Origin of the sequence: Achromobacter sp. JD417, from assembly GCF_041879325.1 — a bacterium.
Lineage (GTDB): Bacteria > Pseudomonadota > Gammaproteobacteria > Burkholderiales > Burkholderiaceae_B > Achromobacter > Achromobacter mucicolens.
Genome location: NZ_CP087159.1, coordinates 3,913,019 through 3,929,898 on the forward strand (window position 1 = coordinate 3,913,019; position 16,880 = coordinate 3,929,898).

The 16,880-nt window shown below is 67.5% G+C and carries 15 protein-coding genes; 3 read left to right on the forward strand and 12 right to left on the reverse strand.

Annotated elements, in window-relative coordinates:
* Positions 1-3: 3 nt before the first annotated feature.
* The 10 genes from LN047_RS18040 to LN047_RS18085 form a co-directional block, all read right to left on the reverse strand.
* Positions 4-927 carry a type II secretion system F family protein gene (locus LN047_RS18040; protein WP_338615882.1) on the reverse strand — a complete coding sequence of 308 codons (924 nt, stop codon included), beginning with the start codon at positions 925-927 and terminating at the stop codon, positions 4-6.
* Positions 927-2,282 (reverse strand): CpaF family protein, encoded by a 1,356-nt coding sequence (locus LN047_RS18045; RefSeq protein WP_373979768.1) that lies wholly within the window; start codon positions 2,280-2,282, stop codon positions 927-929. Before LN047_RS18045 ends, LN047_RS18040 begins: the two co-directional genes overlap by 1 nt.
* A 39-nt stretch (positions 2,283-2,321) precedes the next feature.
* Positions 2,322-3,638, reverse strand: a complete 1,317-nt coding sequence (locus tag LN047_RS18050; protein WP_373979769.1) for a pilus assembly protein CpaE — start codon at positions 3,636-3,638, stop codon at positions 2,322-2,324.
* Positions 3,635-4,996: a type II and III secretion system protein family protein gene (locus LN047_RS18055; RefSeq protein WP_373979770.1), complete on the reverse strand. Its 1,362-nt coding sequence runs from the start codon at positions 4,994-4,996 to the stop codon at positions 3,635-3,637. The genes LN047_RS18050 and LN047_RS18055 overlap by 4 nt, the downstream gene beginning before the upstream one ends.
* A 65-nt stretch (positions 4,997-5,061) precedes the next feature.
* Complete coding sequence (gene cpaB / locus LN047_RS18060; RefSeq protein WP_373979771.1) at positions 5,062-6,027, reverse strand: Flp pilus assembly protein CpaB; 966 nt, start codon at positions 6,025-6,027, stop codon at positions 5,062-5,064.
* On the reverse strand, positions 6,024-6,515 hold the full coding sequence (locus LN047_RS18065; RefSeq protein ID WP_373979772.1) for a TadE/TadG family type IV pilus assembly protein: 492 nt from the start codon (positions 6,513-6,515) through the stop codon (positions 6,024-6,026). The genes cpaB and LN047_RS18065 overlap by 4 nt, the downstream gene beginning before the upstream one ends.
* 1 nt (position 6,516) lies before the next feature.
* Positions 6,517-6,978: a TadE/TadG family type IV pilus assembly protein gene (locus LN047_RS18070; protein WP_373979773.1), complete on the reverse strand. Its 462-nt coding sequence runs from the start codon at positions 6,976-6,978 to the stop codon at positions 6,517-6,519.
* Positions 6,924-7,430, reverse strand: a complete 507-nt coding sequence (locus tag LN047_RS18075) for a prepilin peptidase (RefSeq protein ID WP_373979775.1) — start codon at positions 7,428-7,430, stop codon at positions 6,924-6,926. Before LN047_RS18075 ends, LN047_RS18070 begins: the two co-directional genes overlap by 55 nt.
* A 149-nt stretch (positions 7,431-7,579) precedes the next feature.
* Positions 7,580-7,792 (reverse strand): Flp family type IVb pilin, encoded by a 213-nt coding sequence (locus LN047_RS18080; RefSeq protein WP_128827498.1) that lies wholly within the window; start codon positions 7,790-7,792, stop codon positions 7,580-7,582.
* Positions 7,793-7,912: 120 nt separating this feature from the next.
* The gene (locus LN047_RS18085; RefSeq protein ID WP_373979776.1) at positions 7,913-8,743 is read right to left on the reverse strand and encodes an MHYT domain-containing protein; all 831 of its coding nucleotides are present in this window, start codon (positions 8,741-8,743) and stop codon (positions 7,913-7,915) included.
* A 480-nt stretch (positions 8,744-9,223) separates the two neighbouring features.
* On the opposite strand from LN047_RS18085, the gene LN047_RS18090 reads away from it, so the two are divergent.
* The 3 genes from LN047_RS18090 to LN047_RS18100 all read left to right on the forward strand — a co-directional run bounded on the left by LN047_RS18090 (position 9,224) and on the right by LN047_RS18100 (position 13,639).
* Positions 9,224-10,951, forward strand: coding sequence for a ShlB/FhaC/HecB family hemolysin secretion/activation protein (locus LN047_RS18090; protein WP_373979777.1), 1,728 nt, complete (start codon positions 9,224-9,226; stop codon positions 10,949-10,951).
* 347 nt (positions 10,952-11,298) lie between these two features.
* A complete protein-coding gene (locus LN047_RS18095) occupies positions 11,299-13,041 on the forward strand; it encodes a hypothetical protein (protein WP_373979778.1) in 1,743 nt (580 codons plus the stop codon).
* 28 nt (positions 13,042-13,069) lie between these two features.
* On the forward strand, positions 13,070-13,639 hold the full coding sequence (locus LN047_RS18100) for a MarR family winged helix-turn-helix transcriptional regulator (protein WP_062839150.1): 570 nt from the start codon (positions 13,070-13,072) through the stop codon (positions 13,637-13,639).
* A gap of 39 nt (positions 13,640-13,678) precedes the next feature.
* On the opposite strand, the gene LN047_RS18105 is transcribed toward LN047_RS18100, so the two are convergent.
* Both LN047_RS18105 and LN047_RS18110 read right to left on the reverse strand, forming a co-directional pair.
* The gene (locus LN047_RS18105; RefSeq protein WP_062839151.1) at positions 13,679-15,370 is read right to left on the reverse strand and encodes an ABC transporter ATP-binding protein; all 1,692 of its coding nucleotides are present in this window, start codon (positions 15,368-15,370) and stop codon (positions 13,679-13,681) included.
* Positions 15,367-16,878, reverse strand: a complete 1,512-nt coding sequence (locus LN047_RS18110) for an ABC transporter permease (protein ID WP_063956245.1) — start codon at positions 16,876-16,878, stop codon at positions 15,367-15,369. Before LN047_RS18110 ends, LN047_RS18105 begins: the two co-directional genes overlap by 4 nt.
* Positions 16,879-16,880: the final 2 nt, after the last annotated feature.

Here is a 16,880-nt window from a genome sequence, read left to right on the forward strand (position 1 = left end):
TCCTCAGATGGCCTTGGCCATGCGATACAGCCAATAGCAGCCGCCGATCTGCAGGCAGACCGCCGTCAGCAGCATCTTGAAGCCCTGCGGGTCTTCCCACAGGCCCATGAACAGGTTGTTGTTGGCCACGATGATGAACCCGGCGACGCCGACGGGCAGCAGCGCCAGGATCCACGCCGACAGCCGCACCTCGGCCGAACTGGCGCTCAGTTCATTGCGCGCCTGCGCCACGTCGCGCATGAAGGCCGCCATGCGTTCCAGCACCTGGTCGCTGCGGCCGCCAAAGCGCATCGCCAGCGACACGACCGCCGCGATCATGTACAGCTCCTTCAGGCCATAGAGACGCGACACGTGCGCCAGCGCCGCGTCCAATTCCTTGGAGCTGCTCAGGCTGGCGGCCGTTTCCACCACTTCGCGCAGGGGCTCATCGGTGGCCGCGGCCGCGGTCCGGAAGGCAGCGGCGATGCTGTTGCCGATGGTCAACAGGCGCACGATGTTGTCCAGGAAGGCAGGCAGCTGCGAAATCATCCGGCGCTGGCGCTTGTCGGCCCGCAGCCACAACAGGAAGTAGGCAAACACGGTCAGCAGCACGAGCGTCACCGCGCCCGACAGCGGTCCCAGCAGTAGCCATGCCAGCGCCGCTCCTGCCGCAATGGGCAGCGCGATGCGCAGATACAGGCCGGCGCTTTGCCGTAGACCGGCCAGGCGCAGCAGACGGTCCCAGCCGGCGTGGCCGCTGCGGAACTCGCGCGCGTTCTCGGCAAACGGCGCGTCGCCGGAAGCCGCTTCGCGGCCCCGCGCCAGTTGGCTTTCCAGGAAGGCGGAGCTGGCCGCGCGGCGGGCGCTGCGGTCGGCATGGCGCCACAGCAGCACCGCGCCGGCAGCCAGCAGCGCGGCCAGGCTGGCAAGCGCGAAAACGTCCTGCATCAGCGCCTCCTGCTCCAGAAGCCGCCGCCCGCGCCATCGCGGTCGTCCGGCCCGCTGTCCTGGGCCTGCGCCTCGCTGCGCAGCTTCGCAAGCTTGGGCGTATGCGGGTGGATGCCCAGCCAGTTCCAGCGATCCCGCTCCTCGCCCTCGGGCGTCGCGACGGCATCGTGGCGATAGAGTTCCTGGGTGGAAATCACGTTGTCGCCCATGCCCGTGACCTCGGTCACCGACAGCACGCGGCGCTTGCCGTTGGACAGTCGCCCGATCTGCACGATGAAGTCCAGCGCGCTCGCGATCTGGCGGCGCAGGCTGTCCTCGCTGCCCTGGAACCCCGCAAACCCGGCCAGCATCTCGATGCGATACAGGCATTCGCGGGGCGAATTCGCGTGGATGGTCGCCATCGAGCCTTCGTGGCCCGTGTTCATCGCCTGCAGCATGTCCATGACCTCGGCGCCGCGCACCTCGCCCACCACCACCCGGTCCGGCCGCATCCGCAGGCTGTTGCGGATCAGTTCGCGGATCGTGACGGCGCCGCTGCCGTCAAAACCGCCTTGGCGCGATTCCAGCCGCACCACATGCGGATGGTTGAGCGACAGTTCCGCGGTGTCCTCCACGGTCACCACGCGTTCCGACTCGGGGATAAAAAACGCCAGGGCGTTCAAGAGCGATGTCTTGCCGGAGCTCGTCCCCCCCGACACCAGGATGTTGCAGCGGTGCTTGACCGCCTCGTTCAGCAGCCGGTAGATCGCCTCGTCGAAGGTGCCCAGCGTCAGCAGGTCCGCGGGCTTGAGCGGATCCTGCCGGAACTTGCGGATCGACACCATCGGGCCGTCCACTGCCAGCGGCTCGATTACCACGTTCAAGCGGCCGCCGTCGGGCAGGCGCGCATCCACCATCGGGCTGGACTCGTCCAGCCGCCGGCCGATCGGGGCCAGGATGCGTCGCACGATGCGCAGGACATGCGCGTTGTCGGTAAAGCGCAGCGCCTCGCGAGCCAGCACGCCACGGCGCGACACAAAGACGTTGTCGTAGCCGTTGATCAGGATATCTTCCACCGCCGGATCCGCCAGCAGGTCCTCCAGCGGACCCAGACCCGCCAGTTCCTTGGTCAAAGCCTCGGCGATGGCGCGCATCTCGCTTTCGTTGATCGCCACGCGGCGCAGGCGCACGAAGCTTGCGACCTCGATGTCCACGAACTCCTGGATCGCCGACCGCGTCCACCGGCCAAACTCCGCGCCCAGCTCTTCGATGCGGGACAGCAGGTGCTCGTATGCCGCCGTCTTCACGTCCTGGTAGCGGTCCGACGCCGAAAAGCCTTTGTCACCGTCGCCGCCGAACTCTATCGTCGCTGTCATCATCGTCTCGGATCCCGTCACCGTGCGTCTGTTTGCCTGTCAGCCGATCAACATCCGCCGGTGCACGCCTGGAAGCCAGGTGGCCAGCCAACTGGCGTGTCCGCCGGACGCGGTTTCCTCGGCGCTCAGGCGCTCGGCCAATGTCTGCACCGCGCGCACGTAGACATCACGCTCGGCCTCTTCGTGCAGCAGATGGCCGCGGTTGGTGCACACCATCAGCGGCAGCGTGCGGTCCGGCAGCGTGCCCACCAGCTCCAGGTTGAAGCGTTCGGCGATCTGCCTGGCCGTCATGCCGTAGCGCTCGTCATAGCGGTTCACGATCAGGCCGAGGCTGGCCCGATCCACGTGCAGCTGCTCCAGTTCCTGCAGCAGCCCGGCCAGCGACACCAGCGCGCCCACGCTCTGGTCAGTCACGATCCAGTTCAGCTGAGAGGCGCGCGCCAGTCCCGACACGAACTCCGGGTTGGTGAACCCGCCGGCGTCGGCCACGACCACCGAGAAATGCTGGCGCATGCGTTCGAACACCAGCAGCGAATCCGACTGCGACACCTCGCGCATCTGCGCGAGATCGCGCGGCAGCGACAGCACGCTCAGGCCATTGGACGTATGCGCCATGGCCGATCCGAGCAGCGTGGAATCGAGACGGCGCAGGTTGCGCGCCGCCTCGGCAAAATCGAAATCGCCGCCGATGTTCAGATAGAGCTGGCAATCGCCGACGGGCCAGCCCAGGTCCATGAGCGCCACGCGGCTGGACAACGGCAGCGGCTCGCCCGGCGGCCGGGACGCCTTGGCCGCGCGCTGGTGGTATGCGGCCTTCAGGCGATCCTGCAGCATGCCCGACAGGTGCACGGCCAAAGTGCTGGTGCCCACGCCGGGACGCGCGCCCAGCAGCACGACGCTGCGGCGTGTGCCATCCATGCGGCCCATCGACGGGCGGTCCAGCACGCGCCGCACCACATCCCGAACCTCCTGCGGCGCGACCGACGGATCGACGAAATCGCTGGCGCCCGCGCGCAGGGCCGCGATCGCCCCTTCGGGCTGACTGACGTACCCCACCGCCACACGCGGCAGCGTCGGCGCGATGCGCGCCAGAAGGCGCGCCAGTTCGGCAGATTTGAACAGCTTGCCGGGCTCATCGTCGCTGAGCGAAAAATCCAGGAACACCACCTGCGGCGCAAGCTCGGTCAGGCGCCGCGCCAGTTCCTCGATACGCGGCGACTCCTGGGTCAGCACGCCCAGGTCGCCCAACGCCTGCCCCAATTGCGCGGCAATCGTGCTGCCCTGGGAACAAAACAGGAACCGCGTGCCGTTTTGCAGGCCCACTCCTTCACTGACATGTGTCTTCATATTGGTCACCGTGAAAATCCCGGCATCTGTTGACCGCTCGCGGAACCGGTCAGGTAATAGCCCCAGGCGTTGAACGCCGTATCCGTCTGCTCCTGCCGGGCGCCCGGCAATGGCAGCGCCACGCCACGCGCGATCGGCCGCACCAGGCGCGGCGTCACGACGATGACCAGCTCGGTGTCCTCCTGGGAATAGTCGACGCTGCGAAAGAAGGCGCCGATGATCGGCAGGTCGCCCAGCATGGGCACCTTGTTGACCATGGCCTTGGTCTGGCGCGACACCAGGCCGCTGATCACGAAGCTTTCGCCATCGCCCAGCTCGACCATCGTGTCGGCGCGCCGGGTGCGCAGCGCCGGAATGATGGTGCTGGTGTCCGCGCTGGTGTTGATGGCGATGCCGTTGGTGTAGTCCAGCTCGCTGGCCTCGGGCGCCACCTTCAGCGAAATCCGGTCCCGCGACAGCACGGTCGGGGTGACGGTCAGGCCAATGCCGAAGGGCTTGAAGGTCACGTTGACGGTGCCCAGCCCGCCCGCTTGCGGAATCGGCAGCTCGCCGCCCGCCAGGAAGCTGGCGCTCTGGCCCGTCAGCGCGACCAGCGTGGGTTCGGCCAGCACACGGGCCATGCCGTTGGTCTGCAGCAGGCGCAGCCGGGCCGCGAAATTATTCGAGTCGTAGAACAGCGAAAATCCGGATGCCAGCGCGCCACCCAGGCTGGGGGGCACGGTGGAGCTGGCCACGCTCCAGGGGCCGCTCGTGGCCGCGAAGTTGATGCCGGCCGCCTTCATCACCGAACGCGACACTTCCACCACCTTCACTTCCACCTGCACCACCCCGCCGGCGCCGGCGGTGGACAGATCCACCACGTTCTTGTCGCCGCCCACGGCAGAGGCCGCGATGGCCGACGACGCGATCTGCCCCAATGGCGATTCCGCGTGACCGGACACGACGGCGTGACCGTCCGCGATGTCCACGTTGGCGCCGCCGCCCAGGCCACGGCTTGCCAGTGCGCCTTGCACGCTGCCGCCCACGCGCACGTTCCAGATTTGCGGCGCGGTATTGCCGGCCGTCCAGACCTGCAGCCGCGTGGTGCCGGGCTTCTTGCCGTAAAGCAGCACGGCGCCCGCGCGATTGGCCGCGGCGGGCAGCACCTTGACCTCCGCGACGTCGGGGTCGCCGATGGCAATGCGCGTAGGCGCGCCACGCTCGAGCATGACGGTCTGCTGTTCCCTGACCGCCATGGAAACCTCACGGACCGGTGCGGTCGCGGCCGTCGCGGGCGCCGCGGTCTGTGCCAGGCTGATGCCTTCATTCGTCAACGCCGCGGCGGCCGACAGAAGGCAGATCATGGTGGTGCGCTGAAGTTTCTTCATAGTGCAGGACCCGATGATGGAATTCGTCCCGCCGCGGGCAGCGCCTGGTGCGCCCGCGGCCCCGTTCAATAGCGCACGTGCTCGGATTTGTCTCCTCGAATGATTTCCACTGTCCGGCCGCGGCCGTAACCTTGCGGACGCGCCGAGCCCCGCGCTGCGGGCTCGCGCGCGGCAGGCGCCAAGGCGGCCGCCGTCGTGCCGTCCAGCTGCACCAGGCTCTCGCCGGCAAAGGCGCGGTTCGGGCCCGCGCGCAACGACTCGCGCTGCGCGGGCGTCAGATCGGCACGCACCGGCAACACCGTGCCGCGCGGCGCGAACAACGCCGCGTCCGGCATGCCGTCGTCGCCCACCGGGCGCAGCGCCAATTGCAGGCGGCCCGCGCGGCTGGCCAGCATCAATTCGTTGACACGGTCCACCGCCACCGCCAGCACCGCCGTGCGCGCCGGCCCCCCCTGCTGCAGGGCCGCCTTCTCATCCGGCCCTTCCACGGTCGCCCTGCCGTAGGCCAGCACGCGCACCTGCGACTGCAACAGTCGCGCCTGGCCTGATGCCACTTCGGGGCCTTTGTCGATCATGAAGAAAACGTCCACCATGTCGCCCGGGACGATGCGGTTGCCGCCGCCGATGACCTCGTCCACCGCGATGGCAACGGCGCGCTCGCCTGCCTTGAGCTGGCGCGCCAGGCCCTGCGTCAGCAGGCTGGGCACGATCGGATCGCCCACGGCAATGTCGACCTTCGTCACCGCGCCCTCGAGCGGGGCGGGGTCGGTGAAGCCGCCGGACAACGCGGCCTGCCACTGCACCACCGTCAGCATGCGAGTGCTGTCGATGCGCGAACCGGCGGCAATCGCCTCACGGGCCACCACGACCGGATACAGCTTGACGGGCTCGGCCGGCGCCGCCACCGGCGCGGGCGGCGCCACGCTGACCGCCGGGCGGGGAGGCGCCGAAGCCAGCCGCCAGGCCACGAAGGCAAGCCCCACGCCCGCCACCAGCAACAGCCCCGCGACGATCCTGCTCACACTGCTCATGGCGTCTCCTGCGCTATCTGCACGACGGCGTGCGAATGCAGCCTGCTGGGTAGCCAGTCGCGGTTCGCGCCCGGCAAGGCCGTGACCAGCCGGCGCACGGTTTCCAGCAGCGGCCAGGTCTGGGTGGTGTAGGTCATGGCGACGGTCGCGCAGTCGGCCTGTCCGCCCCCCGCCCCCGGCCAGGCGCACGGCGCGCGCGAGGCGCTGCATAGCACCGCCGAGCCGGCAGAGAAGGTTCGCATCGCGGCCAGGCACGCCTCGGCCGGCACATCGGACTGGCCGCTGAAGCGCGCATGGACGGCGGCGCGCGCGCCATCGGCGGCTGCGGCGGCCAACTGTTGCTGCATCCAGAACAGCGCGCCGAAACCGACCACGCCGCAGATGAAGAGCAGCAGCGCCGTAAGCGTCAACGAAAATTCCAGCGCCGCGATGCCCCGCTGGCGGCGACGCGCCGGCGGGCGATTGGAAGGGCTTGGCAACAAGCGCATGTCAGCCTCCTGCGCCCATGGCATCGCCCAGATGCACCGTCGCGCGCGCACTTAGAACGCTGGAAGCCGGCATCAGCGCCGTGTTCAGGAACGGCACCGCCGGAATGAGCGGGTGCGCGCCATAGGCATAGGACACGTTGACTTCGACCTGATCCTGCGCCAGCGGCAAGCCGCTGCAGGCGCCCCCAGCCGCGCTGGTCAGCGCGCCGTCGCGGCCGCAAACGGCGACCCGCACCGGCCCCGCGGACATGGCGCTGATCCATGCGGCCTGCGACAGCGCCGAATCGCGCCCGGCTTCGGCCCGTGCCGCCAGCGATGCGGTGCCCGGCTGCCATTGAAGGATCTTGCGCGCGCCGTCCTGCGCGGCGAGCGTCACGGAATGCTGTGCGGCGACCACCAGGGAATACGTCAGGATCCCGTAGAACACCAGGAAGAACACCACGAATACCAGGGCGAATTCCACGGAATAAGTGCCGCGCTGAAAGCCCCAAGCCCCAGGTATGCGGCGTAGGGAATCTGGCGCGCCCGTTGGCCCAATGCCCATACCCCGGAAACCGCCACGACCACCAGGCTGTGCAGCCCGGCCAGCACGCTGGCCAGCACCAACGTCACCATCAGCGGCGCAAAACCCAGCAGCAGCCCGAGCACGGCGATGGCCTTGATGTCGCCTGCCCCCATCAGGCGCCAGCGCCAAAGCGGCAGGAAAAGCGGCGCCGACATAAAGCCTGCCAGCGTCGGCAACCAGCCGGTCCAGCGCGGCGGATAAGCCCACCCCGGTACCAGCGCGGCGGCCAGCAGCCATAGCAATTGCGCCGCGAACCCCATGACGATCAGCCGGTTTGGGACGCGGCGATGGCGCAGATCGGCGTGGATCAGCGCCAGAATCCAGCATGTAAACAACAGCCACCACAGCATCACCCCTGGGTACAAGGCCAGACCTTCTGAAGAACGGATCGGACGACAGACGCGCCGCAGCCGGTGCGGCCCCTTTCAAACAAGCATCAGGCGGGATGGCGGACGCGCCGCGGTGGCGCGTGCCACCGCAGCGCAGATCCGCTTGCCGCTCAGCTGGTGCCGCCAGCCGGCGGGGTCGTGCCCGTACCGGCCTTGGCGTTGTCCAGCTTGGTGCCAAGGTCCTCGAACATGCCTTTCAGGGAACCGGTAAAGGCGCCCACCGCGACAATGAGCGCGACCGCCACCATCCCCGCGATCAACCCGTACTCCAGGGCCGTAATGCCGTCTTCGTCATTCCAGAACTGCGCAAGCATTGTTTTCATATCAAGCTCCATGGGCATCGATTGATGACCGGGCCGCTCCTGAATAGCAGAGCACGCCCTTGAAAGCCTGGAACAGTCCGCGCGCCGCATCCTTCTGCGCGCCGCGCATCCAGGGTCCCGCTAACCCGGCCCAGCCGAAGTGCCGGGGGACCTGCCCGGCGCCTCGACAGGCGCCGATTCAATGATCGAGTCGATACGCTGCGCCATGCGCGCGCGAAAACGTTGGGAAGCACGCTGCAAATGCCAACGCATGAGCAGCAAGGTGACGATCGACAGCGCGAACGCGATATACGGCAGCATGGCGCCCCCGATATACCGGCCGGCGGCATCGTTCCTCGCGGTGCAGATGACCGTGCCAGCCGCCGCGCCCGTGTAGTGCATGCCGCATACCGCGACGGCCATCAAGATGGCCGCGCCAATACGCTGGCGTTCATTCTGCGTATTAAATGCAAGCCACAGCGCGGCGGTCGCCGCCGCCACGGCAATCAGCACCGAAAAAACCACCAGCGGCAGATTCCAGAGCAATACCGCGGGCATGCGCGCGGCACTCATCCCGACATAATGCATGGACGCCACGCCGAACCCCGCCGCGCAACCGCCGATCAGGCACCGGGCAAACGAGAAACGCTCCCGGCCGACATACCAGAATGCCCAACCGGAAAACCCCGCCGCCACGAGAAAGCTGAGTATCGTCAGCCCGATCTGGTAGCCGACCACAAAGGGCAGGTTCTGCGCCAGCATGCCGATGAAGTGCATGCCCCAGATACCCACTCCGCCCATCGCCACCGCGCCGATGACGATATAGCCCTTGCGGATTTCGCCGTCCTGAGTCTCGGCGCGAATGCCCGCGGCCGCCAACAGGGCCACATAGGAACCCAGGGCCGCGATCAGAAACGACAACGCCACCAACCCGCCATCGAATGAGAGCGGAACGATTTCGCCCGGGCTCATGAAGGCTCCTTGAGTGGCAACCGGCAGCGCCGTGGCGCCGCCAGCCGATATTTGCAGTGCGTCTTGAAGTAAATCCCGGCCATGCGAATCTCCCGGCGGGTCCACACATTTTGCGTATTTTTGATACGTGGGATTCAGTTTATATATTGCTAAATCATACGCATCAGGGTTTTCACTGAATTTCGCAAACTTGCGACACGCGAGATGTAACGGATACCCCAAAAATCGGCGCAATCTTAATGAAAACTGCCGAATCTCGCCTATCTTTTATTGAATAGGTTAATGGGGACACCTTAATGATTTGTCGACAGCGCATTACCAGACCACTTGCAAAGGGGTTTTGAAATGAATTGTCATTATGACGCGAATACTGGCACCATATAAATGCCCGTAAAACGCAACCATTCTTTGCTGACGTGGTAACCATTTTCCACTCGATACGCGATCCTTATCGCTCGTCTTTCACATGAGCCGGCAGAAATGACAGACAAGACAGGCACGCGAGTGACGTTCCAGATTGGCCCGCTGTCTCTGGCCTTGTTTTGCCTGCTGGCCGGCGGTTCGGCGGCCCGGGCTGAAGGGCCGCTGCGCGGCAATCCGGTAGACGCCCTGCCGCGAGTGGAACGCCCGCCGTCGGCAAGGCAACCCCCGCCCGTGGTCCAGACCGCCACGCCCGAGCAACTGGCCTTGCAAGCCCGGCTGGCGCAGCGGATCGTGCCGCGCAATTTCGACGTGAGCGGCGTACGCGCCATCCCGTTCGAGGAGGTGTCCGCAGTGCTGTCCCCGTTGGCGGGCAAGGAAATCAGCTTGGGGGAACTGGTCGCCCAGGTCGACAAGATCACGCAGCTCTACCGCGACAAAGGCTTTCCCCTGTCATTCGCGCTGGTGCAGAACCAGACGTTTGCCAATGGGCTGGTGGTGGTGACGGTGGTCGAGGGCTATATCGCCAATGTGCGTATCGACGGCGACATCGGCAACGCGCAGGCCCGGCTTGAGACGCTTGCCTCGCCCCTGCTGGCCGAACGGCCGCTCAGCCAGGCCACGCTTGAGCGCCAGCTGAATCTGATGCGCACCGTGCCCGGCGTGCGGTTCACCCCCAGCCTGGATTTGCCGCGGCGGGCCGACGGCGCCACCGATCTGATGCTGACGGCCAGCCGCCAGCCGGTCAGCCTGAGCGGCGACGTGGCGGATCTGGGCACCGGCATGCAGCCGGTGGTGAACGTCACCACCAACAGCCTGACGCCGCTGGGCGAGCAGGTAAAACTGATTGCGGCGGTGCCCTTCAATACCGATGACGTAAAGTACATCTCCGGGGAAATTCGCGTGCCCCTCGGTGCCAATGGGTTTGCGGTAAAGATCGATGGCTATCACTACGATGCGCGGCCCCAGGACGATGCGATCGAACTGCTGGGTTTTGAACGCCGCGTGAAGAACGATCGCATCGGCGTGGGCGTGAGCTATCCGTTTCTGTTGAATAACCGGCGTTCGCTGACCGGGACGTTGGGCGTATACGCGGCAAACTCCAAGGACCGGTATGACGCGCGCGAAACCGACCGCTGGTTGCAGCAGGATGCGCAGGTGCGCGCGGCCATGGCCGAAGTGCGCTATATCCAGGTTTCAGAAACCCAGGCCACGGACGTCACGCTGGGCGCCGCCAAGGGATTTGATGCCGCGGGGGCCAAAAAGGATATTTCGACCAACTACGGTTATTCCGCCACCCCGATGCTGGAACTGGATTTCAGCCGCTACAACCTGAATGCCAAGCAGACCTTCGCGCTTCCCAACCAGTTCGGCCTGGTCTTCTCCGGCGCGGCGCAGTATTCCAGCAATATCCTGCCCGCCTCCGAACAAATCTCGTTTGGAAGCTGGCGCTTTGCCATGGGCTACCCGCAGGGCGAGCAAAGCGGCGACAAAGGTGTGGGCGTCTCGGCTGAAATCAATCGACGTTTCGGCGTGGGATGGACCTATCTATCCAGCGTGCAGCCCTACGCCTTGGTCGACTTCGCACGCACCTGGTACAACAACAAGGACCTGCAATCCCTGAATGATCGTCACCTGTCGTCCCTGGCGCTGGGCCTGCGGTTTACCGACGACAAGCACTATCTATTCGATTTCAACGTAGCCAAGCCCGTGGGATCGGCCACCATCAACAATGACCGCAACGTCCGATTCAACGCCAATTACTCGGTATTCTGGGACGCGCTCTAGCAAATGCCGCAGCGCAAGACCGCCAGAATAAAACGCCCGTTCAGACGGGCGTTTTTCATGGGCTGCAGTCACGGACGTTACGTAACGCGGACCGTAACGTTACGGCCGATGGGCGGCTTTCCGTAACAATCGCGGGCTCGGCAACATCTCAAAATGACGAATTTCCGGTGCATGGGGAAAACCCCTGAAATCGGGCGGACACCTCCATAAATAGGGCGTTTCAGATTCCCTGAAATTGCGGAATATGCCGGTTTGCAGCGAGCTTGAAAAATCTTGGCATGGATTGTGCATGAGGACACGTACCGGGTTGTTTCACCACCCGATTCTTCCAGCCAAAGGAGTTCGTCATGCAGATCCATTCCGACATGCGCCGCCTGCAACACGTTCTGACCGCCACCGTCATGGCCACCGCGCTGATCAGCGCCTTGACCGCCTGCGGCGGCGGTGGCGGCAGCGGGAAGAAGACCGCTGGTCTTCCAGGCACCGACATCCCGACCAATCCCGGTGGCGGCGGTGGCCTCGATCCCGGCGTGAACCCCGGCGGTGGCGGCACCAACCCCGGTGGCGGCACCAACCCCGATGGCGGCACCAATCCCGGCGGTGGCACTAACCCTGGCGGTGGCACGAACCCCGGCGGCGGCACCAACCCCGGAGGCGGCACCGATCCCGGCACCAATCCGCCGCGCGTGAGCGGCCTGCTGGAAACGACGCTTGGCAACACCGGCGCGGCCGTCGACAACACCCTGCCCCTCAATCTGGACTCGACGCTGGGCGAGGTGGGCAAGGTGCTGGATCCGACGATCAAGCCGGTGGCGGACACCGTGGTTGGCCTGACGCAGCAGATCGGCGCCACAACAGGCTTGGGAGAGCCCACTGACGGCGTCGTCAGGCAGGTGGGCGGACTGGTCAGCGACCTGGGCGGCGGCGTCAAGGACGCGGGCCTGCCGTCAGGGCTGAGCGCCGGCGTGGGCGGCCTGGTGGACGGCCTGGGCAAGACAGTCGCCAGCACGGGCGGTCTGCTGAACGCCGATGCCAACAACCCCAACCCGCTGACCACGGTGCTCGGCAATGCCACGGGCGCCGTCGGTGCGCTGACCGGCCCCCTTTCCGGCGACGGCGGCCTGCTGCAGCCGATCACGCAGGTGCTGGCGGGCGTGACCGGCGGTGCGCTGAGCGGCCCCACGACGCCGCTGCTTGAACCCACGCTAGGCAATGTCGGCAAAACCGTGGACAACGTGGTGCCGCTGGGCCTGCAGCCGACGCTGGCCGGACTGGGCGGCGCGCTCGATCCCACCGCCAGCCCGCTGGCTGGCAACGTCGTCGGCCTGACGCAGCAAGTGGGCGACACGACCAAGCTGGGCGCGCCGGTGGCCAACCTGTTGACCAGCCTGGGCGGCACGGTCACCAACCTGGGCGGCTCGCTGCCTGGCGGCGCCCCGGGCCTGAATGGCGTGCTTCAAGGCCTGGGCGGTGCGGTCGCCAGCGCGGGCGGCCTGGTCCACGCCACGCCGGGCAACGCCAACCCGCTCGGCTCGACGCTCGCCAACGCAACGGGTGCGGTGGCTTCGCTGACCGGCGGCCTGGGTCTGGGTGGCGTGACCGGCGGCGTGACGGGCGGAAACGGTGCGGGCGGCCTGCTGGCGCCCGTGACGGGCCTGTTGGGTGGCGTGACAGGGGCCGTGGGAGGCGTGACGGGCGCCGTGAGCGGCGCGGCAGGCGGGCCGGCTGGCGGCGGATTGCTCGGCGGCGTGGTCGGCGGATTGACGGCGGGCGGCGGTGCGAGCGCAGGCGCGGGAGCGGGCGCGGCGGCCGGCACGAACGGCGGCGGCCTACTCGGCGGACTGGTGGGCGGCGTGAGCGTCGGCGCGGGGGCTGGCGCAGGTGCTGGCGCAGGCGCAGGTGCGGGCGCCGGTGCCACGACGGGTACGGGAGGATCCGGCGGCTCGGCCGGTGGCGCGGCCAATGGCGGCGGGTTGCTGGGCGGGCTGCTGGTCGGAGTGACGGGCGGCGCGACGGGCACCACCACGGGCGGAGCCGCCAACGGCGGCTTGCTGGGCGGACTGCTCGGCGGCCTGGCCGGAAAGAAGTGATCCCCCGCAACCGTCAGGAAAACCCATCATGCTGCAACAACAGACCTACTCTCATCACGAACCCATGACCGGCCTGGCCGACACCGCCAAGAGCGGCCGGCGGTCCGGCATGCTGGACGACATCGTCCAGTTGCTGAGCCAGCAGTTCGCAGCCAGCCACGCGGCATGCCAGTCGGCCCTGGCGGAAAACCTGGGCATGCCGCTGGCGGACCTGAAGGCGCTGGAACTGGTCATGGCGTTCGATGCGTTGCCGACGGGGCATCTGGCGCGGCTGATGGGCATCAGTTCCGGCGGCGCGACGGCGTTGATCAACCGGCTGGAAGCCGCCGGCTACGTCGAGCGCGGCAGGCATCCACTGGACCGCCGGGTCATCGTGATCCGGCCGGTCGAGTCGCAGTGCCGGACGATCGCGAAGGAGCGGCAGTGGATCGCCGACGCCATCGCGACGACGTCGTGCGGCTATGACACCGCGGAGCTGGACACCGTGCACGCGTTCCTGACGCGTTGCGGCCGCGGCGTAAAGCGCGACGCGCTTGAGTGGCTGGAAATGGGCGGCGCCCATCATCCGGGCCACCATTGCACGCATCACGCCGAGTGAACGGCGGCGGGGCGCGTCCCCGCCGCCGCTTGAACCGGATCAGGCCGCTTCGGGCGGCCCGAAGTGCAGGCGCGGCACCGCGGCCAAGAGGCGGCGGGTGACTTCCTGGCGGGGCGCCAGCAACACCGCCTCGGCCTGTCCCAGTTCGACGATGCGGCCCTTGTCCATGACCGCGATACGATCCGCCAGGTATTCGACCACCCCGAAATTGTGGGTGATGAACAGATAGGCGATGCCCAGTTCGGCCTGCAGTTCGCGCAGCAGGTCCAGAATCTGCGCCTGCACCGACACGTCCAGCGCCGATGTGGGCTCGTCGCAGATCAGCACCTTGGGTTCGACTGCCAGCGCGCGGGCAATCGCGATGCGCTGGCGCTGCCCGCCCGAGAACTCGTGCGGATAACGCGTCAGCGTGTTGGCCGGCAACCCGACCCGCTCGATGAGCTGCGCGGCGTGCTTCTCGCGGTCCGGACGGCTCATGCCGCGCTTGAGCGACGCCAGCCCCTCGTCCAGGATCTCGCCGATGCGCATGCGCGGGTCCAGCGACGCATACGGGTCCTGGAACACGATCTGGATGTCCTGGCGCAGGCGCTGCAACTGGCGCCGGTCGGCGGTGAGCAGGTCCTGGCCTTGCAGCATGGCGCGGCCCGACACGCGCGCGCCGTCGATCAGCCGCAGCAACGCCTTGCCGGTGGTGGTCTTGCCGCAGCCGGACTCGCCCAGCAGGGCCAGGGTTTCGCCCGCGCGCAACGTGAAGGTCACGCCGTCCACGGCCTTGACCCACGACACGATGCGGCGCAGCGGCCCCTTGCGCACCGGGTAATGGACTTTCAGGTCCTGCACGTCCAGCACCACGCCGCCCGCCTTGGCCGGTTCGCCCCGCGCGCGCTCCTGCGCGGCCGCGGCGCGACCGTGTTCGGTCAGCGGCACGCCGCGCTTGTCGAACGTGGGGATGGCTTCGAAGAGCTGCTTGGCGTAGGGATGACGCGGCGCGCGGAAGAATTCCTCGGCGCTGGCGCTCTCGACGATCTCGCCGCCGCGCATCAAGGCGACGTGGTGCGCCACGTTCTTGACCACGGCCAGGTCATGCGTGATCAGCAGCACGGCCATGCCCATTTCCTGCTGGATGGTGGCCAGCAGGTCCAGCACCTGCGCCTGCACCGTCACGTCCAGCGCAGTGGTGGGCTCGTCCGCGATCAGCAGCAGCGGCTCGGCTGCCAGTGCGATGGCGATCATGACGCGCTGCTTCTGGCCGCCGGAAAACTGGAAGGGATAGTCGTCGATGCGGCGCTCGGGCTCGGGGATGCCGACCCGGCGCAGCCAGTCGATGGCCCGCGCGCGCGCCGCCGCCCCGCGCAGGGGCGTGTGCGCGGTCAGCGTCTCGATGATCTGGTCGCCCACCCGCATGACCGGATTCAGGCTGGTGGAGGGTTCCTGGAAGATGATGCCGATGCGTCCGCCCCGCACGCCGCGCATGGCGCTCTCGGGAAGGCGATTGAGGTCTTCGCCGTCCAGTTGGATCTGCCCGCCCACGATGCGTCCGGCATCCGGCAGCAGCCGCAACAGCGCCAGCGCGGTCATGCTCTTGCCGCAGCCCGATTCGCCCACCAGCGCGAAGGTCTCGCGTTGGGAGATGGCCAGCGCCAGGCGCTTGACCGCGTGGGTGATGCCGGTTTCGCCCGCGACGTCGACATCCAGGCCCTGCACGGTCAGCAAAGGGGTGCCGTCGCTCATGGCGCCTCCCCGGTCTTGGAGGCGCGGCCGTCGGCCGCCAGCATGGCTTCCGGACGGCGGCCCATAAAGCCCAGGCGCGCGAGGCGGCTGGGCTTGTAGCGGCGCGTGCGCGGATCGAAGGCATCGCGCACCGCGTCCGCGAACAGGTTGGCGGCCAGCACCAGCGCCAGCATGAAGATGAAAGCGGTCATCAGGTTCCACCAGATCATGGGATCGCGCGACATTTCCAGCCGCGCGCCGTCGATCATCGAGCCGAAGGAATTCATGCTGGGATCCACGCCGATGCCCAGATAGGACAGCACGGCTTCATACAGAACGAGCCCCGAGAATTCCAGCACCACGGTGATCAGCACCAGATGCGCGACGTTGGGCAGCAGGTGGCGCGTCATGATGCGCCAGTGCGAAACCCCAAACGCGCGCGCGGCCTGCACGTATTCCAGTTCGCGCAGCTTGAGGGTCTCGGCGCGCAGCAGACGACACAGCCCCGCCCAGCCCGTCAGCCCGAGAATCATGCACAAGAGGAACAGCCGCAGGTCGGCGCGCGCGGCGGACGTGTCGAAGAGATCGGAATGGTTGTCGATGTACACCTGCATCATCAGCGCGCAGGCCGCCACCAGCAGCACGCCGGGAATCGACGTGATGGTGGTGTAGAGGTATTGAATGGCGTCGTCGACCTTGCCCTTGAAATACCCGGCCGCGATGCCGAAGACGATGGCGGGCGGCAGCATCGCCAGCGTGGTGAGGCTGCCGATGACGAGCGCCGTGCGGATGCTTTTCAGCGCCTGCCACAGCACGTCGTTGCCGATGCGGTCGGTGCCCAGCGCGTGGTAGCCGCTGGACAGGCCGGCCAGCGCGCCCACGGCCAGGCACAACAGCGCAAAGGTGATCGTCATAGCGCGCCAGGGGATGTCGGCCCGTCCGGCCAGCAGTTCCTCGGCGGCGTGGGACGCCGACCCGGTGGCGCGCGCCAGGCACGCGAACAAGAGGACCGCGCCCGCCAGCGCCACGGCCAGCCCGGCGGCCAGGCCCCAACCCAGCCGCATGGCGATGTCGCCCGCGCGCTCCTTCTCCGGGTCGGTCAGGTGCAGCGCGGCGCCGCGCAGCCGCGGAAAGTCGCGCACCGGCTTGTCGTCGATCAGCATGGTCTCTTTGGTGAACTGATGCGCGGCCAGCGGTTCGGAATAGGTTTTTTCCGGGCGGGTCAGCACGGTGCCGGCCAACAGGCCGTCCAGCGCCGACCGCACCGCCGGCGCATACACCGGCGGGGCATCGGCGGCGGCGCCCGGCGCGGGCGGCAGCAGCGGGCGGTAGTGCACGGAATCCAGCAGGCCGATCACCGAAAACGCGACCAGGATGACGGCCGAGCACATGGCGGGGGTATCGCGCGCCACGCGCGCCCAGGTGGCGCGCAGGTTGGGACTGCGGCGCACGTGCCACACATAGGCCAGCGCGCCGGCCACCATCAGCCACAGCGCGATATCGGTCCAGAGAAAGACGAACTTGGGCATGG